This window comes from Pseudomonas sp. TZ252 (assembly GCF_056110345.1).
In genome coordinates this window covers 5407519-5433830 of sequence record NZ_CM148566.1, presented here as the reverse complement: position 1 = coordinate 5433830, position 26312 = coordinate 5407519, and the positions used below count along the sequence as shown (strand labels likewise).

The 26312-nt window shown below is 69.6% G+C and carries 19 protein-coding genes; 5 read left to right on the top strand and 14 right to left on the bottom strand.

All coding sequences use genetic code 11. The annotated features are described in order from the left end of the window. Nucleotides 1-22: 22 nt before the first annotated feature. From ACYAF3_RS25095 to ACYAF3_RS25045, 11 genes are all read right to left on the bottom strand, one after another. Nucleotides 23-1474 carry a carbohydrate-binding protein gene (locus ACYAF3_RS25095; protein WP_003089363.1) on the bottom strand — a complete coding sequence of 484 codons (1452 nt, stop codon included), beginning with the start codon at nt 1472-1474 and terminating at the stop codon, nt 23-25. Between the two features lie 219 nt (nt 1475-1693). Next, the gene (locus ACYAF3_RS25090; RefSeq protein ID WP_003089366.1) at nt 1694-2236 is read right to left on the bottom strand and encodes a YbaK/EbsC family protein; all 543 of its coding nucleotides are present in this window, start codon (nt 2234-2236) and stop codon (nt 1694-1696) included. 67 nt (nt 2237-2303) lie between these two features. Further along, a complete protein-coding gene (locus ACYAF3_RS25085) occupies nt 2304-8681 on the bottom strand; it encodes a non-ribosomal peptide synthetase (RefSeq protein ID WP_023088813.1) in 6378 nt (2125 codons plus the stop codon). 19 nt (nt 8682-8700) lie between these two features. Further along, a complete protein-coding gene (locus ACYAF3_RS25080; RefSeq protein ID WP_003113096.1) occupies nt 8701-9720 on the bottom strand; it encodes a TauD/TfdA family dioxygenase in 1020 nt (339 codons plus the stop codon). Continuing rightward, nucleotides 9717-10805 (bottom strand): TauD/TfdA family dioxygenase, encoded by a 1089-nt coding sequence (locus ACYAF3_RS25075; RefSeq protein ID WP_003160283.1) that lies wholly within the window; start codon nt 10803-10805, stop codon nt 9717-9719. The genes ACYAF3_RS25080 and ACYAF3_RS25075 overlap by 4 nt, the downstream gene beginning before the upstream one ends. A gap of 29 nt (nt 10806-10834) precedes the next feature. Further along, entirely contained in the window at nt 10835-14584 is a 3750-nt protein-coding gene (locus ACYAF3_RS25070; RefSeq protein WP_093945258.1) for a non-ribosomal peptide synthetase, read from the bottom strand. 95 nt (nt 14585-14679) lie between these two features. Beyond that, the gene (locus ACYAF3_RS25065) at nt 14680-15297 is read right to left on the bottom strand and encodes a LysE family translocator (RefSeq protein ID WP_003113093.1); all 618 of its coding nucleotides are present in this window, start codon (nt 15295-15297) and stop codon (nt 14680-14682) included. Nucleotides 15298-15406: 109 nt separating this feature from the next. Next, nucleotides 15407-16273 carry an ABC transporter permease gene (locus tag ACYAF3_RS25060; protein ID WP_003117834.1) on the bottom strand — a complete coding sequence of 289 codons (867 nt, stop codon included), beginning with the start codon at nt 16271-16273 and terminating at the stop codon, nt 15407-15409. Between the two features lie 16 nt (nt 16274-16289). Next, nucleotides 16290-17138, bottom strand: a complete 849-nt coding sequence (locus ACYAF3_RS25055) for an ABC transporter ATP-binding protein (protein WP_003113091.1) — start codon at nt 17136-17138, stop codon at nt 16290-16292. A gap of 7 nt (nt 17139-17145) precedes the next feature. Continuing rightward, nucleotides 17146-18168, bottom strand: a complete 1023-nt coding sequence (locus ACYAF3_RS25050) for an ABC transporter substrate-binding protein (RefSeq protein WP_003117836.1) — start codon at nt 18166-18168, stop codon at nt 17146-17148. Between the two features lie 40 nt (nt 18169-18208). After that, the gene (locus ACYAF3_RS25045; RefSeq protein WP_003139374.1) at nt 18209-19096 is read right to left on the bottom strand and encodes a TauD/TfdA dioxygenase family protein; all 888 of its coding nucleotides are present in this window, start codon (nt 19094-19096) and stop codon (nt 18209-18211) included. 289 nt (nt 19097-19385) lie between these two features. Between ACYAF3_RS25045 and ACYAF3_RS25040 the strand changes: the two genes are divergently transcribed. Both ACYAF3_RS25040 and ACYAF3_RS25035 read left to right on the top strand, forming a co-directional pair. Continuing rightward, nucleotides 19386-19544, top strand: a complete 159-nt coding sequence (locus ACYAF3_RS25040) for a hypothetical protein (RefSeq protein WP_003089396.1) — start codon at nt 19386-19388, stop codon at nt 19542-19544. Between the two features lie 54 nt (nt 19545-19598). Beyond that, nucleotides 19599-20180 carry a helix-turn-helix domain-containing protein gene (locus ACYAF3_RS25035; RefSeq protein WP_003122724.1) on the top strand — a complete coding sequence of 194 codons (582 nt, stop codon included), beginning with the start codon at nt 19599-19601 and terminating at the stop codon, nt 20178-20180. Between the two features lie 75 nt (nt 20181-20255). Here ACYAF3_RS25035 and ACYAF3_RS25030 read toward each other — a convergent pair whose 3' ends face one another. From ACYAF3_RS25030 to ACYAF3_RS25020, 3 genes are all read right to left on the bottom strand, one after another. Beyond that, complete coding sequence (locus tag ACYAF3_RS25030; RefSeq protein WP_003113089.1) at nt 20256-20759, bottom strand: hypothetical protein; 504 nt, start codon at nt 20757-20759, stop codon at nt 20256-20258. Nucleotides 20760-21058: 299 nt separating this feature from the next. Then, nucleotides 21059-22312 carry an MFS transporter gene (locus ACYAF3_RS25025; protein ID WP_023088811.1) on the bottom strand — a complete coding sequence of 418 codons (1254 nt, stop codon included), beginning with the start codon at nt 22310-22312 and terminating at the stop codon, nt 21059-21061. Continuing rightward, nucleotides 22312-23487: a serine hydrolase domain-containing protein gene (locus ACYAF3_RS25020; RefSeq protein ID WP_017002452.1), complete on the bottom strand. Its 1176-nt coding sequence runs from the start codon at nt 23485-23487 to the stop codon at nt 22312-22314. Before ACYAF3_RS25020 ends, ACYAF3_RS25025 begins: the two co-directional genes overlap by 1 nt. A 114-nt stretch (nt 23488-23601) precedes the next feature. On the opposite strand from ACYAF3_RS25020, the gene ACYAF3_RS25015 reads away from it, so the two are divergent. From ACYAF3_RS25015 to ACYAF3_RS25005, 3 genes are all read left to right on the top strand, one after another. Further along, entirely contained in the window at nt 23602-24495 is an 894-nt protein-coding gene (locus ACYAF3_RS25015) for a LysR family transcriptional regulator (RefSeq protein ID WP_003113086.1), read from the top strand. A gap of 103 nt (nt 24496-24598) precedes the next feature. Next, complete coding sequence (locus tag ACYAF3_RS25010; RefSeq protein ID WP_003089406.1) at nt 24599-25897, top strand: NAD(P)/FAD-dependent oxidoreductase; 1299 nt, start codon at nt 24599-24601, stop codon at nt 25895-25897. A gap of 32 nt (nt 25898-25929) precedes the next feature. After that, on the top strand, nt 25930-26295 hold the full coding sequence (locus ACYAF3_RS25005) for a cupin domain-containing protein (protein WP_003089408.1): 366 nt from the start codon (nt 25930-25932) through the stop codon (nt 26293-26295). The last annotated feature ends 17 nt before the right edge of the window (nt 26296-26312 follow it).

The following is a 26312-nucleotide window of genomic DNA, read 5'->3' as shown; positions in this document are numbered from 1 at the left end:
CAGCGCGGACCGGCCCGCCCCCTCAGCGCAGCGGCCGCCAGAGGGTGAAGGCTACCGGCGGCGTCCAGCCGCTGTTGGAGGTGTGCGCCTGCAGGCAGAGATAGCGCAGCCCCTCGTAGGTCACCCCATCGTCGACCCGATAGGCCTGGTTCTCCCGCCATTGCGGGAATTGCGGATCCACCGCCCCGCCGCTGGTGCTGACCTCCAGGCCTTCGCTGGGCAGCGACTGGTTGCCCTGGGTATCGGTGGCGGTGACGAAATAGCTGTAGCGGGTGTCCGCCGTCAGGCCGCTGTCGGTGGAACCCAGCGCGGCGCTCTGGCCAACCATGGCGCCGTCGCGATAGAGGCTGTAGTAATCGATCGGACGCTGCCCGCTGGAGGCGTTCCAGGCCAGCACCAGGCTGGTCTCGCCGCGCTCCAGCAGACGCAGGCCCTGCGGCGCCGCCGGGCGCTGGTCGCCGCCCTCGCCGTCATGGATGAGGCTGGCGTAGCGCTTGCGGAACTCCCAGTTGTAGCGCTCGCCGCGCTTGTTCAGGCCATCGTCCCAGTTCACCGACCAGGTCATCAGGCCCTTGATCGCGTGACCGGCGGCTTCCAGGCGGCGAAACGCGTTGCTCACCGCGGCGGGATCGATCACGTAGCCGGTAGCCGCCGCATCGACGTTGCTCGGCAGGCCGATGGCTAGGCGCTGCGCCGGGATCCGCACGAAGTCGCGGCTGCCGGTGGCCAGGCTCTCGGTGAGGTAGTAGAGGAAGTCTTCTTTCATCGCGTCGTTGTTCTGCGCGATCCAGGCGCCCTTGCCGCCGTTCGCCTCCTGGACCCACAGGCCGTCGCCGCCCTGGTTGTAGTACTGCGGCGCGATGAAGTCGTAGACGCCTTCCAGGGCCTGCAGATAAGGCACGTACTTGCCGTTCTTGTGCAGATAGGGGAACTCCGGGGCCATGCTGACGATGAAGTGCTTGCCCTGCCCGGCGTAGTGCTCGCGCACCAGCTTGAGGGCCGCCGGCAGCACCCGCTGGTTGTCGGCCAGGTCGATGGCGCTCTGCTCGAGGTCGATGTCCAGGCCGTCGAAACCGTAGGTTTCCACCAGGCGGACGATCTCGGCGGCCAGCGCCTGCTCCTGCCCGGCGTGCAACTCGATGTGCGCGTCGGCGCCCCCCAGCGAAATCAGCACCGCGCGGCCCTGGGCGTTGAGCACGCCGACCTGGCGGCGAAACTCCGCGTCGGACAGGTTGTATGGCTGGAAGGTCGGGATGCCGCGCCCTTTCATGAAGGCCACGGCGACCACGTTGTACTCGCTCGGCACGTCTTCCAGCGCGATGTTGGCGAACGAGCCCTGCTGGTAGCCGTCGGCGGCGCCGGCCGGCCAGTTGTGCCAGAAGCCCATGAGAATCTTCTTGCCGGCGATGCTCGGCATGGCCGCCGCGGCATCTTCGCGGGCCTGGTGCAACTGGGAAAAGTCGATCCTGATCATTTACCGCTCCTCGGATGAAGGTAGGAAACGCATCCGGAGGGGCTGTCCGACGAACCGCGCCGTGGCCGCCGCGAACGCTTAGAAAAAACAGGCGCGAGCGTCTACCACGGGGCATTCCGGCGTTTGTCGCGATCAGGGCGGGGGCATGGTTGCAGAGACGGCGGAAGGCTTCACCTACCACAATTGGCAGAGCCGCGGCGGCGATGCTCCGCGCCGGGTTCAACCGGCTTCGCTGAGTTCGGCGACCACCACTCCGGGAAGGTCTTTCAGCAGTGCCGGGGACAGCAGCAGCTTGGTCTCGCGGACCCCGGCGCCCATCACCACCAACGGCCGTTCGAAGACCGCCGCGTCGACCAGCAGCGGCATGCCTTCGGGCAAGCCGAACGCGGTGATGCCGCCGAACTGCATGCCGGTCAGCTCGGTGGCGACCTCGCGCGCGGCGAAGGACAGCCGGCGGGCCCCGAGCAGCGCCTTGACCGCGCCGTTCACGTCGAGCCGCCGCGAGCCCAGGTTGACCACCGCGGCATAGCCTTCGGCGCCGTCGCGCTTGTAGCGCAGGACCAGGGTGTTGGCGCAGTCCTCCAGGCCAAAGCCGTAGCGTGCGCTGAACGCCGCGGTGTCGGAATGCTCGTCGGCGACGCGGAACACCACCAGCTCGGCGGAAGGCAGGCCGCGCGCGACCTGCTCCGGCAGATGGCGGTGGTAGTCGGCCGGGGCGACGGCGTCGAGCCGGTGGCGTTGGGTGTATTCGCGCAGAACCATGGGCAACCTCGAATGAAGACGGACGGCACCGGCCCCTGCCGCCAGGCGGGTGGCAGGGGCCGGCGGTTCAGGTTGCCAGGTTCGCCGGCACGCCGCCAGGCACATCGGGCGCCAGGCGCTGCCGCAGGATCGCGCAGACCTCCTCCGCCGCCGTCACCACCAGGCCGTGGCCGCCGGCCAGGGTCTCCAGCTCGTAGCGGCTGGCGTGCCGCCGCCAGCCGTCGATGGCCGCCCTGGAGACGCCCGGGTCCTGCTCGCCGAGGATCGCGGTGATCGGTATGGCCAGCGGCTCGCGCGGGCGGTAGCGATAGTCGGCGGCCAGGCGCGAATCGGCGCGCAGGGTAGCCAGGCTGATCTCGCGCAGCTCCGGGTCGTCGAGCACTTCCAGCGGCAGCACGTCGTACTCGCGCAGGGTTCGCAGCAACTCGGCGTCGCCCATCGCATGGAAGCGCGGGTATTCCAGGTCCGGCCCCGGAGCGCGGCTGCTGATCACGAACAACTGCCTGGCGCGCAGGCCGTGCAGGCTTTCCAGGCGTGCCGCCAGTTCGTAGGCGAGCATGCCGCCGAGGCTGGCGCCGACCAGGGCGAACGGACGGTCGAGCAATGGCAGGAGCGCGTCGTCGATGGCACAGAGCATGGCCTCTACATCGGTGACGAATGGCTCGTCCTGGCGTTCCTGGCGCCCCGGATACTGGATCGCCAGCAGCTCCACGTCCGCCGGCAGGCGCGCGTCCCAACCACGGAAAGTGCCGGCGTTGCCGCCCGCGGGCGGCAGCGCGATCAGGCGCAGGCGCGGCTGCGCGCTCCCGCTGCGCTGCAACCACAGGGCCCGGGCGCGCTCGGTGGCGGGCGGCAACGGCGGCGCGTCGGCGGCATGGCAGCGGCGCACCACTTCGCGGGCATCCGGATCGCCCTGCAACAGCCCCAGGCTCAGTTGCCTGCCGGTCAGCCGGCGCAATTCGGCGATCGCCTGCACGCCCAGCAGCGAATGCCCGCCGGCACTGGCGAAGCCCTGGTCGGCCGCCAGCGGCCGGCCGAGCACCCGGGACAACACCTTGAGCACCCGCCGCAGCTCCACGCTGTCCTCGGCCTGGGCCGCCGTGGGCGGCTGCGCCGGGTCCTCGAGCAGCGCCAGCAACGCCTCGCGGTAGGCGTCGGCCAGCGCCTCGGCGCGCTCGGCGGGGAAACGTCCGGCGGCGTACTGGAAGCCCACCTCGAGGCGCTCGCCGGCCACCTCGAAGTCCACCGCCAGCGGCACGTCGACGTCCACCACCACCTGGTCGAGGATGCCGCCGTGCCTTACTCCCGCCGTCGGCGCGGCGTCGTCCTGGTGGAGGTCGACGAAGTTGAACAGGCTGTCCAGGCGCAACTCGCGGTTGCGCCTGCGAATCGCCGCCAGCGGATGGCGCCGATGTTCCAGGCTCGCGCGCTCGTAGTCGAATGCGCGACGGGCGCTGTCGAGCAGATCGACGGAAGCCGACAGCCGGCACGGCAGGGTGTTCAGGAACAGGCCGAGCAGGCGGTCCGCTCCCGGCTCCTCGGGGCGCCCGTGGCTGACGAAGCCGGTGACTACTTCATCGGCATCGCTGAAGCGGCACAACGCTCGGCCATGCGCCGCCAGCAACAACGAACGCAAGGGCAAGCCGCTGCGTTCGGCCAGGGCGCGCAAGCGCGACAGGCTGTCGGCCGGCACGTCCACGCGGACCGCCGCCATGCGCCGGGGTCCCTCCTCCGCCAGGCCGGGCAACGGCCGGTAGCGGGCGCCGGCCAGGTAGTCGAGCCAGAACAGCGCCGAGGCGGCGTTGGCCTCGGCCTCACGCTCCAGCGCCACGTAGTCGCGGAAGCCTACCGCGGGCGCTTCCGCTTCCCGCGCGACGACACCGGCGAGAAGGTCGGCGTAGACCGCCAGCAGCTCGTCCCCCAGGCTTTGCAGGCTCCAGCCGTCCAGCACGCTATGGTGTTCGGCGACGCCCAGGGCGAAGCGCCGCTCGTCCAGCGCCAGCGCGGCGAGGCGCACCAGTGGTGGGCGGCTCCAGTCGAACGGGGTGGCCTGCTCTTCCTCGATCCAGGCACGCAGGCGCAGGCGCCGTGTTTCCCCATCGAGGCCACACAGGTCGTGCACCGGCACCTCGGCGGCGACCGCAGCGGCCGGGTGGACCCATTGCAAGGGCGCCTGGCCGCCGTGCAGGTCGAAGCCGGTACGCAGGATCGCGTGGCGGCCGATCAGGATCGCCCAGGCGCGCGCCAGCAACTCGCTGTCCAGGCGTCCATGCACCTCGTGCAGGACGACGTTGTGCAACAGCCGTGGATCGCCGCTGGCCTCGCTTTGCAGGAGCATGCCCTGTTGCAGGCTGGTCATCGGATAGGCGTCGTCGAGCCCCTCCGGCAGGCGCTTGCGTTCCGCCGCCGACAACAGGGCGAACGGCTCCAGGGCCCGCGGCGCCGAGCTCGCGGCCGCATCCGCCGGACTCGCCGGAGCGGCCAGCAGGCGCGCCAGTTCGCGGATGCTCTGGTGGTTGAACACGTCGCGCAGGGTAAAGGCAAGCCCCGCCTCGCGCGCCATGACCTGCATCTGGATCAGGCGGATGGAGTCGCCGCCGACCTGGAAGAAATTGTCGCTGATGCCGATCGCCGGGCGTTTCAGCACGCTCTTCCAGATCTCCAGCAGGGCCGCCTCGGTGGCATTGGCCGGCGCTTCCAGGGTCTGCGCGGCCGCCTCGGCGGCCAGCGCCGCCAACAGCGCGCGACGGTCGAGCTTGCCTTCGGCGGTCAGCGGCAGGCGTTCGACCCGGGCGATCCGGCTCGGCAGCATGTAGGCCGGCAGGCGCGCCTCGAGGAAGCCACGCAGGGCCTGCTCGCTCAGCTCGCCGCCGAGGGCCGCGGCGGGGCGCGGCGCGAGCGCGCGCCAGTCGATGCGCTCGGCCAGCGACTCGGCATAGCCCGGGCGCACCGCGTAGCAGTTGTAACGGTCGGTACCCTCCAGCAGCGCGTCCTGACGGATGCTCACCTCGAAGCCATGGCGGCGCAGCAGGTCGCTCAAGGCATCGGCGCGGCCGGCGGTGGCACCGTCGCGCTTGTCATGGACCTCCAGGACGATCTGCCGGACCTTGGCCAGCGCCGCATCGTCGAGACCGAGCAGCACATCCATTTCCGCGCGCTGCACGTCGATCTTCAGCAGGTCGATACGCTCCAGGCCCAGTTCGCCGATCACCTGGTCGAGGCGGCGCAGGCGGCAGCGGTGGGCTTCGGCGCGCAGGCGGTCGTCGAGGATTTCGTCGATGTTGTCCAGCAGCAGGTTGGCCCCGCCCTCCTCGCCCTGGTTGCTCAGGTAGCGTCGGATGACGTCGCGTTCGCCGCTGGCGTCGGCGTACTCGGCGATCCCGGAGAAGGTCGAGTAGCCCGGATAGTAGGTGAAGGTTTCCTCGCGCTCGGCGTCGGACAGACCGATGCCGAATACCTCGACCTGCGGTGCGTAGCGTCCGAGGTTGGCCTCCAGGCGCCGGCGGATCGGTGCCAGCGGCTCGAAGGCGACCACTCGCGCGCGCGGCGCGCGGCTGGCGATGTACAGCGAGAACAGGCCGATGTTGGCACCGACGTCGAGGACCACCGCGTCCGGCGGCAGGACGATGCCGTCGCGGCTGTAGACCTCGTCGACGAAGATTTCCTGGTAGACGTACTCGGTTTCGTTGAGGTTCAGTCCGGCGACCCGGTGCCCGCTGGGCAGGTCGACTTCCAGCCAGGACTCGTCCGCGGTCTCCCCGGCGGCGGTGACGAAGGCGACGATCCGGCGATCCGCGCCCGGCTCGGCCGCATCGGCCTCGTCGGTGAGTACCGCCGCCTCGCCCACTGCCGGGTGTTCCAGCAACGCGCTGCGGATCTCGCCCAGTTCGATGCGGTAGCCGTTGATCTTCACCTGTTCGTCGATCCGCCCGAGGAACTCCAGGCAACCGTCGGCGCGCCAGCGCACCAGGTCGCCGCTGCGGTACAGGCGGCCGCTGCCCGGCCAGCCCTCCTCGAGGAAGCGCCCGGCCGCCTCGCCGGCGTCGCCGGCATAGCCGCGCGCCACCCCGGCGCCGCCGATCCACAGTTCGCCGCTGGCGCCACGGGTCTTGCGACGACCGAGGCCATCGACCACATGCAGATCGACGTTGGCCAGGGCGCGGCCGATGGTCGGCCGCGCATGCTCGGCGACCCGCGCCAGGCTGGCGTTCACCGTGGCTTCGGTAGGACCGTAGAGATTGAACACCTGGCAGCGGCGCCAGCCGGCGGCGACCTCCCAGGACGCTTCGTCGAAGCGCTCGCCCCCTACCAGGATGCGCCCGGGCAGCGCCGGGTGGGCATCGTCGAGGCCGGCCTGGAGCAGCAGGCGGAACAGCGACGGGGTGCAGTCGAGCACGTCGATGCGCCGTTCTTCGAGGAACCCCAGCATCCGCTGCGGATCGCTGCGCACCTCCTGCGGCACCAGGACCAGGCAATGGCCGGAGAGCAACTGGAGAATCTGCTTGATCGAGGAGTCGAAGGAGAACGGCGCGTTGACCGTCACCCGCAGGCCCTCGCCCACCACGTTCGCGTATACCGTGCGCGCCAGGGCCTGGGACAGGTTGAGCGCGCTGGCGTGCTCGACCACCACGCCTTTGGGCTGGCCGCTGGTGCCCGAGGTGAAGATCATGTAGGCCGCATCGCGCCCGCCCGGCGCCGGCAGGCTCATGCCGCTGCCGGCAAGCGGCAGCGTCGACAGGTCCAGGCAGGCCCCGGCGAAGGCCTCGCGGGCGCGCCCGGCGCACTCGGCATCGGCAAGAGCGAAGACGATCCCGCCCGCTTCGCGCATCCGCTCCACCCGCGCCGCCGGAAACTCCGGATTGACCGGGGTGTACACCGCCGCCGCGCGCATCACCCCGAGCAGGGCGACGATCGCCTCGCGGTTGCGCCCGGTCATCACCGCCACCGCCTGGCCGGGCCGCACGCCGGCAGCCAGCAGCGCTTCGGCGACCGCTTCGCTGCGCGCGCACAGCGTGGCGAAATCCAGGCTGCCGTGGGCATCCAGCAACGCCGGCGCCTGCGGCTGCAGGGCGGCCCGCAGATCGAACGCGGCCACCAGGGATTCCACCGGCGCGGGCTCCACGCGCTCGCCCTGCCAGGCCTGGTAGCGCTCGCGCTCGGCCGCGCCGATCAACGGCAGCCCGGCCAATGGCAGTTGCCTGTCGGCGGCGATGCTTTCCAGGCATTCGACCCAGGCGTCGAGCAAGCGCCCGGCCAGCGTTCCGTCATGGTCGCGGCGGACCCGCAGGCTGGCCAGCCGGCCTTCGCCGTGGGGCAGCACCTGCAACTCGAGGAACCCGCCCAGCGGCGGCTGACGGCAATCCAGCTCGGCCACCCCGGCGCCATCCAGTTCGCCCGCCAGCCAGGCGAAGCCCAACTCGGCGAGCGGCCAGTCGGGGGCAAAGGGATCGCGCAGGGCCGCTGCCTCCTCCTGGGCGAGGATCGCCGCCTGGAGGGCGTCGAGCCGCTCGCCGACGCTGCCCGCGCGGACATTCTCCAGGCACAGCGGCGCGACCCCGGCGAACGGTCCGGCCAGCTCGGCGAACTCGTTGAACAGGCGCCCCGAGACCAGTCGCGCCATTTCCAGCGGCAGTCCCTCGTCGCCCTGGAACTGCCCGGCGACCTGGGTCCAGGCCAGCAGGGCGGCCGCCTCCGGCAAGCCGTTGGCTGCCAGGCGTTCGAGCAGCGCGCGCGGCAGCAGGCGCCGCGCCGTCCACTCGCCTTCGCCCAGGTCGTCCGCCAGCGCCAGCGGACTCTCCGCCGCAACGGCCGCCTGCTCGCGCCAGTAACCGCTGGCGCTTTCGCCGTCTTCGCCGGCCAGCGCCTCGTTGGCCCACTCGGAGAAATGCTGGAACAGCAGCGCCTCGTCTCCCTCGTCCGCGCTCGCCTGGCCGGCCGGCCCCAGGCCGCGGCGCAGCAGCGCCACCAGGCTGGCCGCATCGACGACGAACGCCGGCGCCGCCAGCAACAGCCCCTGGAGCGTCTCTCCGGCGGCGTCCAGCAGCAGGCCGAGCGCCAGTACCGGCTGGCCTTCCCCGCCCAGGGGCGAAGCGGCGAGACGCGCGCTTTCGCGCGCGAAGCGTCCGGCCCAGTCGCCGTCTCCCGGCAGGCGCTCGACCAGCAGATCGGCCGCGCGCCCATCCAGTACCTGCACCGGCAGGCTCATGCCCGGCATCGTCCGGTAGGCCACGCGCAGTTGCGCCTCGCCGTCCAGCGCCCGGCGCAGCCGCTCCAGCGTCGCCACGGGATCGGCCGGGGCGTGCAGGCGCACGCCGACAACCGTATTTTCCGGCCGCTCGGCATGGCGGCGCCAGGCGCGGGTCTGCAAGGGAGACAGCGGGAATCCTTCGAGCGCTTCGCTCGCGGCCGGTTGCACAGCGGATTGCAGGTCTTCTGACGCACTCATGGCTATCCCTCGCACGGGTTCAGGGTTGGTGGACATGCAGGTCGGTCATCGCCACCAGCACCTTGCGCTCGCCGGTGTACGGCTCGCGGCCGTGGACGCTGATGAAGTTGTCGAGCATCAGGACATCGCCGCGCTCCCAGGCGAAGGCGCGGGTTTCCTCGCGGTAGGCGGCGCGGATGGTGTCCAGCACCTCCGCCTCGATCGGGCTGCCGTCGCCGTAGTAGGCGTTGCGCGGCAGGCCCTGTTCGCCGACCTCGTCGAGCAAGGCCCGGGCCAGGGCCGGCGGCATGTTGGAGACATGGAACATGTGCGCGTGGTTGAACCACAGCGTCTCGCCGCTGAGCGGGTGGCGCACCATCGCCTGGCGTACCTGGCGGGTATTCAGGCGCTGGTCGTCGAGCCAGGTCCATTGGGTACCGGTCTGCCGGCAGTAGGCCTCGACCTCGGCGCGACTGTCGGTCTGGAAGCCTTCCTGCCAGGTCAGGTCGATCTCCGGCCCGTAGTTGCGCACGTAGCACACCCCATGGCGGAGGAAGCGCTGCCTGATCGCCTCGGGTATCCGAGCGCTGACCCGGCGCTCGTCGGCCAGGGGCGTGCGGCCCTGGGTGGCGGGCGGTGTCTGGCAGTAGAAGTGGATATAGCTCGGCCAGTTGTGCGAGTAGGACATCTCGTGGTGCGGCGGAATCCAGCCGTCCGGCGAGAACTCGGTGGAGGTGAACACCCGGTGCGCCACTTCCTGGCGTGCCGCCGCGCGCTCCAGGTAGTCGAGCATGTTCGGCGAAAAGCTTTGTACCGCCTGGGAGAAGCCCTCCGCTCCGTCTACCGCGAAGCCACGAAACAGGATGCCGCCATGCCGCAGCAGGCTGTCGCGCAGCCCTGCGCCGGCGGCGGCGATCCATTGCCGCAGGTCCATGCCCGGCTGGCGCGCGCGGACGATGCGCAGGTAGTCGTTGGCCGGGTCGAGCAGGCTTTCCTCCACCAGGTCGCCGGCCGAGAGCTGCCGGGGGCGCAGGCGCGGCGCGCTGAACGAGGCGCTCATGCGGCACCTCCGAGCGCCAGGCGCGAAGGTGTCGGCGGGACGTCGGCGGGCGCCAGGCTGGAATACGGCGTGGACATGATGGTGAGGATCCGTCGCGGCCCGCGGAACGGCTCGCGGCCGTGCTGGGCGAGCATGTTGTCGAGGATCAGCACGTCGCCCACGCGCCAGTCGAAGCGCCGCGTCTCGCGGTCTATGGCGCTGCGGATGGTCGCCAGGGTCTGCGCCTCGATCGGGCTGCCATCGCCGTAGTAGGTCTGGTACGGCAGGTCTTCCTCGGCGACGCTGCGCAGCAGCGCATCGCGCAGGCCCGGCTCGAGACTGGTGGCATGGAAGAACATGCCGTGGTTGAACCACAGGCGCTCGCCGGTATACGGGTGGCGTTGGAACGCCGCGCGCCTCTGCCAGGTGCGCAGGTGCTCGTCGCCGATCCAGGCATGGGCGATCCGGTGCTCAGCGCAGAACGCCTCGACCTCGGCGCGGCTGTCGGTCTGGAACGCTTCGCGCCAGGACAGGCCGAGGCCGGCGCGGTAGTTGCGCACGTAGAGGATGCCCAAGCGCCCGAAGCGTTCCAGCAATTCGTCCGGCAGGTGGCGGAGCACCAGCCGGTTGGCCGCCACCGGGGTGGCGCCGCCCTCGAGCGGCGCGACCTGGCAATGGAACATGATGTACAGCGGCCAGTCGGCGGTATAGGACTGCTCGTTATGCAGGAAGATCGGCTGGTCCACCGGATGCTCGGTGGAGGTGTAGACCTCGCCGCTGACCTGGCTACGCGGCGAGGAACGCTCCTTGTAGTCGAGCAGTTGCGGGGCGAAGGCAGCGGCGGCTGCGCGGAAGCGCTCTGCCGAGTCGACCTCGAAGCCTCTCAGCAACAGGCCGCCAGCCAGGTTCAGGTCGTCGTGCAGGGACTGGCCCTGCTCGCGAATCCAGTCGGCCAGGGACAGGCCGGGAGCCTGTGCCTCGATCAGCAGCGGCAGGCCGTCGCGCTCCGCCGCCGGGCGCCGCACCAGCGCCTCGCTGCTGCGCGGGCTGAGATTGCGCGGCCGGGCGAAGCCGCGACCGGTGAGACTGGGAGCTGTTCGTTCCATCGCTGTTCTCCGTGGGAGGCTCGGGGTCGTCAGGAAGCGTTGCAGCCCTCCGGCGACATGCGTTTCGAGATAGGTTCGCCGGCATTCGCCAGCAGGCGCCGCTCCCAGGCCTGGTGCAGGCGCTCGATGCGGTGCAGGTCGAAGATCGCGCTGACCCCGGTCCAGACGGCCAGCCAACCCTGCGGCTGGTCTTCCAGCCACAGCGTCAGGTCGAGGCGCGCGCCAGGCACCGGGATGAAGTCGGCTTCGACGCGCACCCCGGCATCCACCGCCGGGGCCGCCCGACCGTTGTGCGCGCCGCAGGCGATGCGGATCGGCAGGCCGCTGGCGCCGCGCTGGCGCAGGGCCTGGGTCACGCATTCGAGGGGCACGTCCTGGTGTTCGAGCAGTTCCAGCAGATCATGGCCGACCTGGCGCAGGCGCCACTCCACGGACTGCTCCGGACGCAGGCCGACCGCCAGCGGCAGGAGGTTGACGAAGCAGCCGACCAGCCCCTGCATTTCCAGGCGCGAACGCCCGGCCAGGGCCACGCCGACGAGCAGGTCGTCGACGCCCAGTTCGGCGCCGAGCACTTCGGCGAAGGCCTGTAGCGCAGCACTGAACGGGCTTACCGAGGTGCGTTCGGCCAGCGCCCGGCAGGCGGCATGGACGGCGGCGGAAACCGGCAGGGCGAGGCGTTGGCCGGCGCGCCCGCCGCTCTCCTCCGGGCGCGCCGGCGCGGCGCCGGGAGCCTTCGCCAGCGGCAACAAACGCTCAGCCCAGCGCTCGGCGACACGGTCCAGGCGTCCCGAGGCCAACGCCGCGCGCTCGCGGGCGGCAACCTGTTCCGGCGTGCTGGCGAGCACGCCCAGGCGACCGCCATCGAGCAGTGTCTTCAGTTCCGCGGCAAAGACCGCCAGCGACACATCGTCGAAGGCGTAGTGATGGACGCTGAGCAGGAGGTCGGCGCGCGCGCTGTCGCGGGTGACGACCAGCAGCAGGCGTGCCGGCGCCTCGTGGGCGAGGTCGAAGACTCGCGCGCCCTCACGGCGCACGCCATCCTCCAGCAACCGCTCGGCGTGGACGGCGTCGCTCGCCAGCAGGCGTTGCAGGGGCACCGCATGCGCCGCCAGCGCATGCGGCTGCGGCCCGTCGACGCCCGTTTCGACACGCCGGCGCAGCGCCACATGCCGTTCCAGCAACTGGCGCAAGGCCTGTTCGATGGCGTCGGCCGTGGCGCCGACTATGCGCAGGTGGGCCAGCAGGTTGTAGGAGGTGTCCTCCGGCGCCAGTTGCTGGGCCACCCACAGGCGCCGTTCGGCGAGGCTCAGCCCGGCGGCGCCGGCGCTCGGCTCCGGCTCGTCGCCCTCGGGCGCGGCCTGGCGCAGCAGTTCCAGCAGGGCCTCGGGGGTCGCCGGGCCACCGGCGAACGCCTGCAACGGTACGCGTCGGGACAGTCGCTGGCGCAGCGTCGCGAGCAGGTGCACCGCCCGCAGGGAATCGCCGCCGGCGGCGTAGAAGCCCTGTCCGGCGCGCGGCGGCGCACCAAGCTGCGCCTGCCAGGCCTGGTGTAGCGCCTGCTCCAGCGGATCGCTGGGCAGCGCCTGCGGCTCGGCGCCGGTCGCCTGGGGACGCGGCAGGGCCTTGCGGTCGATCTTGCCGTTGAGCGTCTTGGGCAGCTCCGCCAGGACCACGAACGCCGACGGCAACATGTAGTGCGGCAGACTTTGCCCAAGGTGCTCGTTCAGCGCCTGGAGCGGCGGGGCGAACGGCGCCGCCAGGTAGCCGACCAGCCGACGCAGGCCGGCGCTGTCCTCGGTGAGCATGGCGCAGGCTTCGCTCACCCCGGGAAAACTCGCCAGGCACGAGGCGATCTCGCCCAGCTCGATGCGGAAGCCGTTGAACTTGACCTGGTCGTCGAGCCGGCCGAGGTGTTCCAGCACGCCGTCCTCGCGCATGCGTACGCGGTCGCCGGTGCGATAGCGGCGCTCGCCGCTGCCCGGATCGACGCGGAAACGCTCGGCGGTCTGCTCCGGCTTGCCGAAATAGCCACGCGCCAGGCCGATGCCGCCGAGGTACAGTTCCCCGGCCACGCCCAGCGGCAGCGGCGCCTCGAAGCCGTCGAGCACCTCCACCGTGGTGCCGGGCAGCGGTCGGCCGATGGGCGGCTCGTCGAGCGCTTCGGCGTGCAGGTCCAGTTCGTGCGCCGTCGAATAGGTGGTGTCCTCGGTCGGCCCGTAGAGATTGACCAGGCGCCGTACCTGGGGTTGGCCACGAATCTGTCGCACCAGGTGGCCGCGCAGCGGTTCGCCGGCCAGGTTCAGCGTGCGCACCCCGCCCGGCAGGTCGCCGAGGGCGAGCAGCGCGGCACACACCGAGGGCACGGTATTGAGCAGGCTGATCTCGTCGCGGCGCGGGTAGTCCGGCAGGCTGAACAGGTTTTCCACCAGGTGCAGCGTGCCGCCTTCGGCCAGGGTGCCGAACAGCTCGTAGACCGACAGGTCGAAGCACACCGAGGTCGCCGCCAGTACCCCGCTCCATTCTTCGGCGGCATAGTGCTGGCCGGCCCAGCGCAGGAAGGCATGGGCGCTGCCGTGCTCGATGGCGACGCCCTTGGGGCGTCCGGTGGATCCGGATGTATAGATGATGTAGGCGAGGTGGTCGGCGCCGACCTCGCTCGCGGGCAGCGCCAGGTCGTTCGCCTGGTCGCCGCCCTCCTCCAGCGTCAGGCATGGCCGGCCCAGCGCGGCGACCCGCTCGCGGGTGCTCGCGTCGACCAGCACCAGCAGGCAGTCGGCGTCGTCGAGCATGTAGGCCACCCGCTCCTCCGGATAGGCCGGGTCCAGCGGGACGTAGCAACCGCCGGCGCGGAGCACGCCAAGCAGGCCGACCAGCAGGCCGCTGTCGCGCCGCAGGCAGACCCCGACCCGCTGCTCCGGAGCCACCCCGGCGGCGCGCAGGCGCACGGCGAGCGCGGCGCTTTCGCGCTCCAGCTCGGCATAGCTGAGGCTACGGTCGGCGGCGTGCACGGCGATGCGCTGCGGTGTGCGCCGCGCCTGGGCCTCGAACAGATGGTGGAGTACGCCGCGCGACGGGGCGGCCTGGGGCTCGCTGCGCAGGGCCTGCAAACGGCGCTCTTCGTCGGCGTCCAGCCAGGGCAGCCGGCCGACGCAGGCCTGGGCGTCGACCAGGCCGCGCGCCAGGCGCGCGAGATGGCCGGCGATACGCCGCAATTCGTCGTACTGGGGATCGCGCAGAGCCAGGCCGACGCTGCCGTCCGCCGCCAGCACCAGGGCCAGCCAGCCGGGGCTGCTCGCCGTCGGCCGCGCCGCCAGCACCTGGACCGCGCAGCGCCCGGCCAGGGCGGCGCGCTCCTGGCCGTCGGCGGATAGCTGCCGCCGGGCGTCATCGAGTTCTTCCGCCAGCCGCGCGCTACGTTCGGCGGACGACTCCATCGCCCGGTAGGAGGAACGCAGCAGCGCGGGCGCCTGCCGCCCGCGAACCGTGATCGGCTCGGGAAAGCCCAGGGTGATCTCTTCGTTGCCGTAGCGTCCCAGCAGTACCAGGAACGCCGCCAGCCAGTGCGTCGCCGGGAACGCTTCCGCGGCCGCCTCCGGCTCGAACCATTGCCAGGCGCAATGCGGGTCGCGCAAGGCGATTCGTCCCGGCAACTCCAGCCCCAGCGGGGCGCCTTGCAGGTAGCGCCGCTCCTGCGCAACCTCCGGGCGCGCTGCGCGTCCCGCGGTCAGCGCCTTGCCCGACGAAAAGCTGCGTAACGGTAAGCCATGTCGCTCCTGCATCGCTCTCCCCCTTCCGAGGCTGGGCACCGAGCGAAAAACTCTTCACGAAATGGCGACGAGTTACGAGCTAATACAATTGATAGGGTGGTGACAGGTCAGGCCGAATGGCTTTCCGCGAGGATCGGGTACAGCGACGCGACCAACAGCAGCGCCATCCCTACGTTGAACACCCTCAGCCAGCGCGGATCGCGCAGCACGTTGCGCAGCATGCTGCCGAAACCGGCCCAGATTCCGATGGTCGGCGCGTTGATCAGGGCAAATACCGTCGAGATCACCACCACGTTGGTGAAGTAGCCCTGCAACGGCGTATAGGTGCTTATGGCGCCGACCGCCATCACCCAGGCCTTCGGGTTGACCCACTGGAACGCCGCCGCGCCCCAGTAGCTCAACGGCTTGCCACGTCCCTCCGGGTCGTTGCCGGCCGGGCCGGACGTGGCGATCTTCCAGGCCAGGTACAGCAGGTACGCCGCGCCGACGTAGCGCAGGATGGTGTACAGCACCGGATAGGCCTCGAACACCGTGCCCAGGCCGAAGCCCACCGCCATCACCATGATGAAGAAGCCGCAACTGATCCCGAGGATGTGCGGGATGGAGCGGACGAAACCGAAGTTGACCCCCGAGGCCAGCAACATGGTGTTGTTCGGACCGGGCGTGACGGAGGTGACGAAGGCGAACAGGGAGAACGCCAGCAGCAGATCCACGGAGAGCGACATTCGTTCCATCCTTTGAAGTGGGTGCGGGCAAGACGTTACTCCGCTTTGCCGCCGCGCCAGCGCAACAGTTGCCGAGAAAGTTGCCGTAACACTCCACCCGTCCGCCGCCCTAGCGTTGCACTCCCCAGCGCTTCACCGTGAGGCGCTCGATGCTGCCGAACACCAGGTTCTCCACCAGCAGGCCGATCAGCACCACCACGGCCAGGCCGGCGAATACCTTGTCGGTGTACAGCTCGTTGCGGTTCTGGAAAATGTACCAGCCGAGCCCGCCCTTGCCGCTGCTCGCGCCGAACACCAGTTCCGCGGCGATCAGCGTGCGCCAGGCGAAGGCCCAGCCGATCTTCAGCCCGGCGAGAATCGACGGCAGCGCCGCCGGCACCAGGATCAGCAGGACGAAGCGCAGGCCACGCAGGCCGTAGTTGCGCCCTGCCATACGCAGGGTCTCCGAGACACCGAGGAAACCGGCATAGGTGTTCAGCGCCAGCGCCCAGAGCACCGAATGCACCAGCACGAAGATCAGGCTGTTCTGGCCCAGGCCGAACCAGAGCAGCGCCAGCGGCAGCAGCGCGATCGCCGGCAGCGGGTTGAACATCGCCGTGAGGGTCCCGAGCAGGTCGCGGCCCAACTGCGTGGAGACCGCCAGGCTGGTCAGAACGAAGGCCAGGACGATCCCCAGCAGGTAGCCCTTGAACAGCACCAGCAGGGAGATCCCCGCCTTGGCCGGCAGTTCGCCGCTGGCCAGGCCCTCGCCGAGGGCCCTGGCCGTCTGCAGGAAGCCTGGCAGCAGCAGGTCGTTGCCCTGGACCCGCGCCGCCAGCTCCCAGGCCAGCGCCAGCAGCGCCAGGATCAGCCCCTTGCGCAGCCAGCCCTGTTGCCAGAGACGCTGGCTCAGGGGCAGGCGCCGCTCCAGGGAGACCTCCAGCAGGGGTTCGAGCTGGACTTCGTATTCTTCGCGAACGCGCGTGACTCGACTCATCGATCGATTCCTCTGCTCAATGGGCCAGCCGGATATCGGCGAAGTCGAGGGTCGCGGCCGCCGTCGGTTCGCCGCCCTCGTCGAACAGCAAGCGGTGGATGCGTCGCGCCGCGGCTTGCAGCGGCTCGCCGCCAAGGCTGTGCAGCCCGAACGGGTGGCCGTGCACTTCGGCCCGGACCCGCCCCGGGTGCGGCGAGAGCAGCAGGATGCGATTGCCCACCACCAACGCCTCCTCGATGGAATGGGTGACGAACAGCAGGGTGAAACGCACCTCTTCCCACAGGCGCAGCAGTTCCTCCTGCATCTTTCGCCGGGTCAGCGCGTCCAGCGCGGCGAACGGCTCGTCCATCAGCAGGATCTTCGGCTGCATCGCCAGCGCCCGGGCGATCGCCACCCGCGCCTTCATGCCCCCGGACAGCGTGTGCGGATAGGCCTCGGCGAAGCCCGCCAGGCCGACCTTCTCGAGGCATTCGTCGGCGCGTCGCTCGGCCTCGTCGCGCGTCACCTGGCCGGACACCCGCAAGGGGAACAGCACGTTCTGCCGTACGGTCTTCCATGGCGGCAACTGGTCGAACTCCTGGAACACCACGATACGGTCGGGGCCGGGCGCCCTGACCGCCTGTCCCTGAAGGCGGATCTCGCCCTCGCTGGGCGTGATGAAGCCAGCCACCGCCTTGAGCAGGGTCGACTTGCCGCAACCGGACGGGCCGAGCAGGACGAAGCGATCGGCCGGGTCGACTTCGAAGCTGACCCGCTGGGTGGCCCGCACCACGCGCGAGCGGGTGCGGTATTCGAGGCTGACTCCGTCCACCGCCAGCAGGGCGTCGGCGGGGAGCGTGGAAGGTTGGCGGGAGGCGGCGTTCATCGGCGTCTCAACTCCCCTGCAACGGCGCGCCGTCCTGGAAGAAATAGTCCTGCCAGGAGGCCGGCTTGTTGCGGATCGCACCGACCCGGTAGAGAAACTCCGCCAGCGGATAGGTGTTCTTCGGCGTGACGCTGAACTCCACCCGCGGATTGGCGATGATCTTCAGCAGCGCGGCTCGGTCGATCTTCGCCCCGGTCACCCGGATATAGGTATCGGCGGCGGCCGCCTTGTCGTTCTGGGCGAAGGCCGCCGCTTCCTTCAGCGCCTCGACGAAGGCCCGGTAGGTCTTCGGGTTGTCCTGGCGGAACTTCTCCGTGGCGAACAGCACGGTCGGCGAATTCGGCCCCAGCAGCTCGTAGCTGTCGAGCACCACGTGGACCTTCGGGTTGGCCAGCGCCTGGTCCTGGAACGGCGGGTTGGAGAAATGCCCGGTCAGCTCGGTGCCGCCGGCCACCAGCGCGGCGGTGGCGTCCGGATGCGGCAGCGCCACGGTGTACTTGTCGAGGCGGTCGAACTGCTTGTCGCCCCACTGCTTCGCCGCGGCGTACTGGAGGAAGCGCGACTGCACCGAAACCCCCACCGCCGGCACGGCGATGCGATCCCCGGCGCCGAAGTCGGCGATGCTCCTGACCCGCGGGTCGTTGCTCAGCAGGTAGTAGGGGAAGTTGCCCAGCGAGGCCACCGCCTTGACGTTCTGGCGCCCGCGGGTACGGTCCCAGATGGTCAGCAGCGGACCGACGCCGGCACCGGCGATATCGATCGCCCCGGACAGCAGCGCATCGTTGACCGCCGCGCCGCCGGACAGTTGGGTCCAGTCGACCTTGATTTGCAGGCCCTCGGCCTGGCCGTGCTTTTCGATCAGGCGCTGGTCGCGGACCACGTTGAGCAGCAGGTAGACGATGCCGAACTGCTCGGCGATGCGGATCTCGCCCTCGGCCTGCGCCGGCCGGCTGGCCAGCAGCGTGGTGGCGAGGCTCAGGCCCAGGCCGAGCGCGGCGACCAGGCGGGTGAAACGGGGAATGCGGTTCATGGAAACGCTCCTGGCGAAAAGGGGGAAGCGCGTGCCGTCGTCAGAACGGCGCGTCGCCCTGGATGGTGGTGCGGTAGAGCTTGCGCCGCAGGTGTGCCGGGCAACCGCCGGCGAGATGGATCAGCGAGCGGTTGTCCCAGAACACCAGGTCATGCGCCTGCCAGCGATGCCGGTAGATGTGCTCGGGGCGCACGCTGTGCGCATACAGCTCGGCGAGCAGTTGGGCGCTCTCGTCGGCCGGCAGGCCGAGGATGCGGGTGGTGAAACCTTCGCTGACGAACAGCGCCTTGCGCCCGCTTTCCGGGTGGGTGCGCACGATCGGATGGACCACTTCGCGCACCTCGGCGAGCTGGGCAGCGCTCAGGGTCGGCCGCCAGTTGCCCTCGAAGCGCGGTTCGCTGTAGCGGGCGGTATAGGAATGCGCCGCCGTGCGTCCCTCGATGGCCTTGCGCAGGGCCTCCGGCAGGCTGTCCCAGGCCTTGTGCATGTCAGCGAACAGAGTATCGCCGCCCTCCTCCGGCAGCTCCTGGGCATGCAGCATCGAGCCGAGGCTCGGCAGCTCCTTATAGGAAAGGTCGGAGTGCCAGAACTTGCCGGCATCGCCGAGACCGACGGGCTGGCCGTTCTCGACGATGTTGGAAACGATGAGGATCTCCGGATGCCCTGGGAGCAGGAACTGCTTCAGCACATGGATCTGCAACTCACCGAAGCGCCGGCTGAAGGCGATCTGCTGCGCCGGGGTGATGCGCTGCTCGCGGAACACCAGCACATGGTGGTCCAGGTGCGCCCGGTGGATACGGCGGAAGTCCTCGGCGGCCAGGGGCAACCCGAGGTCGAGGCCGAGCACCTCGGCGCCGAACGCGGCATCGAGGGCACGGATCTGCAAGGGAACGTCGGCGCGCGCTGGCGCCGGAAGGGAAACGGACATCGCTGACTCCCACGCAAGCCCGGACACGCCGGGCACGAGATACCGCGCGAGGCGGCATGGATTCGGTGCGGCGCGCCGATTGGTCGGCAGGTACGCGAGAGCCTTTAATTTATTGGAATAAGAAAATTAATTTAAATACCTTTAAAGAATATAAATATACTGCTCGGTACGGTTCGGCGTTCCTTGTAAGCACAAAAATGAATTAATAAATAAAAACTTAGTATTTATGGCTCTAAGCGGCGAAGGGATAGTCTGGCTGCCATCGAACCCGCCGCCCGAGGAATGCCTCATGGACCGCACCGACAACGTCATCGATTTCGCCCGCTACCGCTCGCGCCGCCAGGCACGCCGCCTGGGCGAAATGATGTGGGCGGTGTACGCCTGGCGGGCCGGCTACGCCGTGCCGCAACCGCCAGCCAGGCACGACGAGCGCAGCCGCCGGGCCTGACCGATGAACCTGCCCGCCAGCGATGGCGTCGCCCACCTGGAACTGGCCGCCGGCGTGCATACCGAACCCGATGATCTGATTGGCCAGCGCGTCGCCCACAACCTGCTGCGCCTGCGCGGCAAGCGCAATCTCTCGCTGGACGCCCTGGCGCGGATTTCCGGTGTCAGCCGGGCGATGCTGGCGCAGATCGAGTCCGGGCGCAGCGTGCCGTCGATCAAGGTGCTGTGCAAGATCGCCCAGGGTCTCAAGGTGTCGGTGGCAGCCTTCCTCGACGATCGCGCCTTCGCCGGTGTCGCCGTGCTGCCGGCGCAACAGAGCAAGCGCCTGGTCAGCGCCGACGGCGCCTTCACCAGCCGCGCGCTGTTCCCCTTCGATGTGGCGCGCCAGGTGGAGTTCTACGAACTGCGCCTGCGCGGCCTCGGCCAGGAAGACGCCGAAGCCCACGCCCCCGGCACCCAGGAGAACCTGGTGGTGGCGCAGGGGGTACTGGAAGTGCGGGTCAACGAGGAGCGCTTCCTGCTCGCCACCGGCGACTCGATCCTGTTCTACGCCGACCAGCCGCACAGCTACCGCAACCCCGCCGATAGCGAAGCCCTGGCGTACCTGGTGATGACCTACCCGGAGCGCCTGGACTGACCCCGGCCCTGCTGCCATGGACGAAGAAAGGCCCGCCCGGTCATCCCGGGCGGGCCTTTTCCATCTGGCGACGGATTAGCAGGTGCAGCACATCATCGGCATGCCGTTGCAACTCATCATCATCGGCATGCCGCACTCCATCATCTTCGCCATCAGCATGCAGCAGTTCTTGAACATCTCCATGTCCATGCCCTGCATCGGCATCATCCTGCAGTGCATGGCGTCGCCCTGCATGGAGCACTCCATCATGCACTTCATCGGAGCCATGCCCATCATCGGCATGCCCATCCCCATGCCCATCGTCGGCATCATCGCCATGCAGGCCTGGGACATGCCCATCATCGCCAGGTTGCCGCACTGCATCATCATGGGCATGCCGCAGTTCATCATCATCGCCATCATCTCGGCGCTGTTGCGGAACTGGCCCATGTCCATGCCCATCGCCGGCATCATCTTGCACAGCATGCCGTCGTCCATCGTTTCGCACTGCATGGTCGCCATCATCATCGGCATGCCCATCATGGGCATCATCGGCATGGCGGCATTCATGTTCATCGGCATCTGCATGGCATTCATCATGGCGGTAACTCCTGTAGGCGAAGCGGGGGTAGGTGCGAATGGGGCCGATTCTAGGCAGCGCCGACGCACCGGCAAGATGCCGGTGCAACAGCCGAGCCGGGCGCTGCATGGTGGCTAGCAGCGAGACAGCGAAGATGTTCGGCGCAATGACGGCGGATTCCGCTGCATGGCGGAGGAACGCATCGTCACGGCCGGTATTTCGACGCTATGGATATTCGAAACGGACCTATCCAAATAACCCAGGTGAATAAACGTTCTAAGACCCGCAGCCTTTTTCCCCTTGCCGGGCGCAGCCCCGTCTATTGCGCCGCTTTCCGGTGCTCGGGCGATGCCCTGCGGAAGTCGCGCGGGCCGACGCGGAAAGCGTGCGCGGCATTGCCCCAGGCCAGCACGGCGGCCAAGCCGATCAGCGGTAGCAGGGTCCAGGGCAGCATCTCGCTGCCCCAGCGCTGCAACACCATGCCACCCAACGCTCCGCCGCCGGCGATGGCCAGGTTCCAGGCCACCACGATCATCGATTGGGCCAGGTCGGCGCCCTCCCCGGCGGCGTCCGCCGAGGCGGTCTGCAGCAGCGTCGCCGCGCCACCGAACGTCAGCCCCCAGAGGGCCAGGCCGGCGAACGCCAGCCAGCTCCAGCGAGCGCCCAGGCACAGCGCCAGCGCCGCCACGGCGAACAGCGCCAGGCTGGCCAGGACCATCCGCCGCAGGTGCCGGTCGACCACCACGCCGACCAGCCAGATTCCCGCCACCGCGGCGCTGCCGAATACCAGCAGGGCCAGGTCCACCGAGGCGCCCAGGCCGACCTTGGCGAGGAACGGCGCGATATAGGTGTAGAGGATGTTGTGCGCCAGCACCCAGGCGACGATCACCAGCAATACCGGACGCACGCCCGGCGTGCGCAGCACCCCGAGCAGACGCAGGCGCCGCCCGGCCGGCTGGCCAGGGAAGTCCGGCACGCTGCGCAGCACCCAGCCGACCAGCAGCAGCGCGGTCAGCGACAACAGGCCGAAGGCCCAGCGCCAGCCGAGCAGGCCGCCCAGCCAGGTGCCCAGCGGAACGCCGAGCGACAGCGCCAGCGGCGCACCGAGCATGGCCACCGCCAACGCCCGCCCCTGCTGCTCCGGCGGCACCAGGCGCCGCGCGTAGCCGGCCAGCAGGCCCCAGGCGAGGCCGGCGGCGACGCCGCTGCCGAAGCGCGCCAGCAGGGTCAGGCGGTAATCCGAGGAAACGGCGGTTAGGCTGTTGCAGACGAAGAAGATCAGCAGCGCCAGCAGCAGCACCCGGCGCCGCCGCCAGCCCTGGGTCAGGCTCGCCGCCGGCAGCGCGGCCAGTAGCGAACCCAGGGCGTAGACGCTGACCAGTTGCCCGGCCAGCGCCTCGCTGACCGCCAGCCCCGCGCCGATTTGCGGCAGCAGGCCGGCCGGCAGGGTTTCGCTGAGAATGGCGACGAAGCCGGACATCGCCATCGCCAGCAGCGCACTCAGCGGCAGCCGCGGCGCCACGGCCGACGCAGCGGCCCCGGCGTTCTCCGGAAATGCTTCGCGGCGTCCCATCAGCGCAGCTCCGCGGAACGGTAGACGGCGTCGCGCAGGTCGTTGACGAAGCGTCCCGACATGCCCTCGAACAGGGTGTTGGTGAGCGCCACCACCGACAGTTCGCGGGCCCGGTCGACGAACCAGGAATGCCCGTAGGCGCCGCCCCAGCGCCAGGTGCCGGGAGCCTCCGGCGATTGCGCGATAGCCGGGTCGCGCAGCACGGAGAAACCCAGGCCGAAGCCGAAACCGGGATTGGCCGGCAGTTCCAGGCCGGGTACCTGGTCGCGGCCCATCTCCTCCGCCAGGCCAGGCGTCAGCAACGGCGCGCCGCCCTGGCGAAGGATTTCCAAAAGGCGCAGCACGTCACCGGCGCTGCCGATCATCCCCGCCCCGCCGGACGCATAGGCAGACGGTTCGAAGGCCCGACGCGGCTCGAAGCGAATGCCGACGCAGTCCTCGAACGGCGTGACGGTCTCCCGCTCGGCCATCCGCCGCGGGCGTGGCCGGTCGCTGACGTAGACCGCCGCCAGGCGTTGCGCGTCGGCGCAGAGGAAGCCGCTGTCGCGCATGCCGGCCGGAATCCCCACCCGCTGCCGCAGCGCTTCCGCCAGCGGCCGCCCGTCGACCCGCGCCACCAGCGCGCCGAGCACGTCGGTGGCCAGCGAATAGCCCCAGGCGCGGCCGGGTTCGTAGAGCAAGGGCACGGAGGCCAGGCGACGGAGATTCTCGGCCAGGTCGAAACCCGGCAGGTCCATGCCATCGGAAATCCCGGCGCGGGCATAGGGGCCGTCTGCGTCGGCTTCGAGGAAGCGATAGCCGAGGCCGGCGCTGTGGCTCAGCAACTGCCGCGGCGTGATGCGCGCCTCGCGGCCGTCGGCCAGGCGCGGACGGAACGCCGGCAACCAGTCGGCGATCGGCTCATCGAGGGCCAGCCGGCCCTCGTCCACCAGGCTCAGGGCCGCGACGCTGACGATCGGCTTGCTCACCGAGGCCAGGCGGAACAGGCTGTCCTCGCCCATTATCCGGCCGGCTTCGCGGTCGGCCAGGCCAGCAGCCCGTCGATAGAGCCACTGCCCCCGGTGTGCCACCAGCACCACCGCCCCCACCAGGCGCTGGTCGGCGAATGCCGCCTCGATCACCTGATCGACATTTTCCGCCAGGCCGCAGCCTGGCTCTCGTTCGAAACTGGACATGCGGGACTCTCCGCAGATGAAGGATGCGGACAGGCTAAGAGCGCTGCAAAAGCGGAAAAAGACGGATAGAGTTCCGTTCTATCCGGACCGTCATGTCCGTAATCGGAGCCTTGCATGGACAGCCTCAGCGGTTTCACCGTCTTCGTCCGCGTCGCCGAGACCCGCAGCATCGTCGGCGCCGCCCGGACCCTCGGCGTCAGCGCCTCGGCGGTGGGCAAGCGGGTCGCCCGCCTGGAAGAGAAACTCGGCGTGCGCCTGTTCCACCGCAGCACCCGCAGCATCACCCTGACCGCCGAAGGCAGCCTGTTCCTCGAGCGCAGCCGGCGCATCCTGGCCGAGATCGAAGCCACCGAGCTGGAGCTGTCGCAAAGCCGCGAGACCCCGCGCGGGCGCCTGCGGGTCAGCCTGCCGCTGGTCAGCGGGCTGGTCCTGCCGACGCTCGCCGATTTCATGCAGGCCTATCCGGACATCGAGCTAGACCTCGACTTCAGCGATCGCGTGGTGGATGTCGTCGACGAAGGCTTCGACGTGGTCCTGCGCACCGGCCAGCCGGTGGATTCGCGGCTGTCCATGCGCGAACTGGGTGAGTTCCAGCTGAAGCTGGTCGGCTCGCCGGCCTACTTCGCCCGCCACGGCACGCCGCGCTGCCCGGAAGACCTGCTGCGGCACACCTGCCTGCACTACCGCTTCCCCAATACCGGCCGCCTCGAGGAATGGCCGCTGCGCCGCGCGGACGGCGAAGCCCCGCCGCAGATCCCGGTGTCGATGGTCTGCAACAACATCGAGACCCGCGTCTGCTTCGCCCTGCGCGACCAGGGCATCGCCTGCCTGCCGGACTTCTCGATCCGCGAGGCGCTGCGCGAAGGACGCCTGGTCAGCGTCCTCGACGCCTTCTGCGAGCGCCGCGCGCAATTCTTCCTGCTCTGGCCGTCCGGCCGCCAGGTCTCGCCCAAGCTGCGCGCCTTCATCGACTTCGTCGCGCCACGGGTGATCGCCACGCTGGGCTGAAGCGCGCCTGGCAGGGCCGGTCAAGCCGGCGGCAGACAGGAACAAGACCGCGGCGGCCACGGAGCGTCTAATAGGTACATCCACCCCTTGCCAGGCCGCATCCATGATCAACATCGAGACGCCGACCTACTACACGGCGACCAAGAAGTACGAATTGTCCTTCCCCTCCCTGGAAACCGACCTGGACGCCGACGTGGTGGTGATCGGCGGCGGCTTCTCCGGGATCAACACCGCGCTTGAGCTGGCCGAGCACGGCATCACCGACATCGTCGTGCTGGAGGCCCGCCACCTCGGCTTCGGCGGTACCGGGCGCAACGGCGGGCAGATCATGGCCGGCATCGGCCACGACCTGGAGAAGATCCGCAAGGACGTCGGCGAGGACGGCCTGCGGGCGATCTTCGAGATCAGCGACCTCGGCGCCGACATCATCAAGGGCCGTATCGAGAAGTACGCCATCGACGCCGACTTCTGCCACGGCTACGGCTACATGGGCTTCAACGCACGCCAGGCGAAGACCCTGCAGGCCTGGGAAAAGGAATTCCGGTCGCTCGGCTCGCCCCATGAGATCCGTTACCTGCACGGTGCCGAGGTGCGCCAGATCATCGGCTCGGACGCCTACGGCAGCGCCCTGCTGCACATGGGCGGCGGCCATGTGCACTCGCTCAACCTGCTGCTCGGCGAAGCCAAGGCACTGGCCGGCCTCGGCGCACGGATATTCGAATACAGCCCGGCGCTGGAGGTGCAATACGGCGAGCGCATCCGCGTGCGCACGGCCAAGGGCTCGGTCACCGCGAACAAGCTGCTCTGGGCCTGCGACAGCTTCCTCAACCGGCTCGAACCCGAGCTGCACCGCACCACCATCAATACCTACGCGTTCCAGATGATGACCGAGCCGCTGCCGGACGAACTGATCCAGCGGATCAGCCCGATCCGCGGCGCCTACAGCGACATCCGCCCGGTCATCGACTACTACCGGGTGACCAACGAGAACCGCCTGCTGTTCGGCGCCGCCACGCCCTTCGTCGAACGCATCCCCGGCGACCTCAAGGCCTGGAACCGCAAGCTGATGCTGAAGATCTTCCCCTACCTGGAGCACGTCCGCATCGACCTCGCCTGGGGTGGGCCGATGGCTTGCAGCGCCAACCTGTTCCCGCAGATCGGCAGCCTCTCGGGGCGGCCCAACGCGTTCTTCGTCCAGGGTTATTCCGGGTTCGGCGTGACCCCCAGCCACATCGTCTGCAAGGTCCTCGCCGAAGGCATGAGCGAAGGCTCGGCGCGCTACGACCTGCTCAGCTCGGTGCGCCGCATCCCGATCCACGGCAAGGACCACTTCCGCCCGCTGCTGCTCAGCGCAGGCAAGACCTGGCACCAGCTCTCCGGCTACTGGAACGGCCGGCGCTGAAACCTACCGATCACTCTACAAGGAGCATTCCCATGGCCATTACCGTTATCCGCCACGGCATCACCCTCGACGAACTGGACGCCTGGGGCAGCGTCGCCGACCTCGGCTCGGAGATCCTCGAAGGCGAGGTGAAAGCCTTCGGCAAGATGACCGCAGGAGCCCCCACCGACCCGGTCAGCGCCGCCTACTTCGGCACCACCGCCGGCAAGTTTCGCATGACCTATCCGTTCAGCGAACAGGCCACGGTGGTCAGCGGCGAGGTCCGCCTCACCGACGAGTCCACCGGCCAGAGCACGCTCTACAAGGCCGGCGACAGCTGGTTCGTCAGCAAGGGCACCCCGGTGCTCTGGGAGGTTGCCGACGGCGGCTTCGTCAAGCATTACTACGCGGTGGCTTGAGACACCGGCGTAACGGC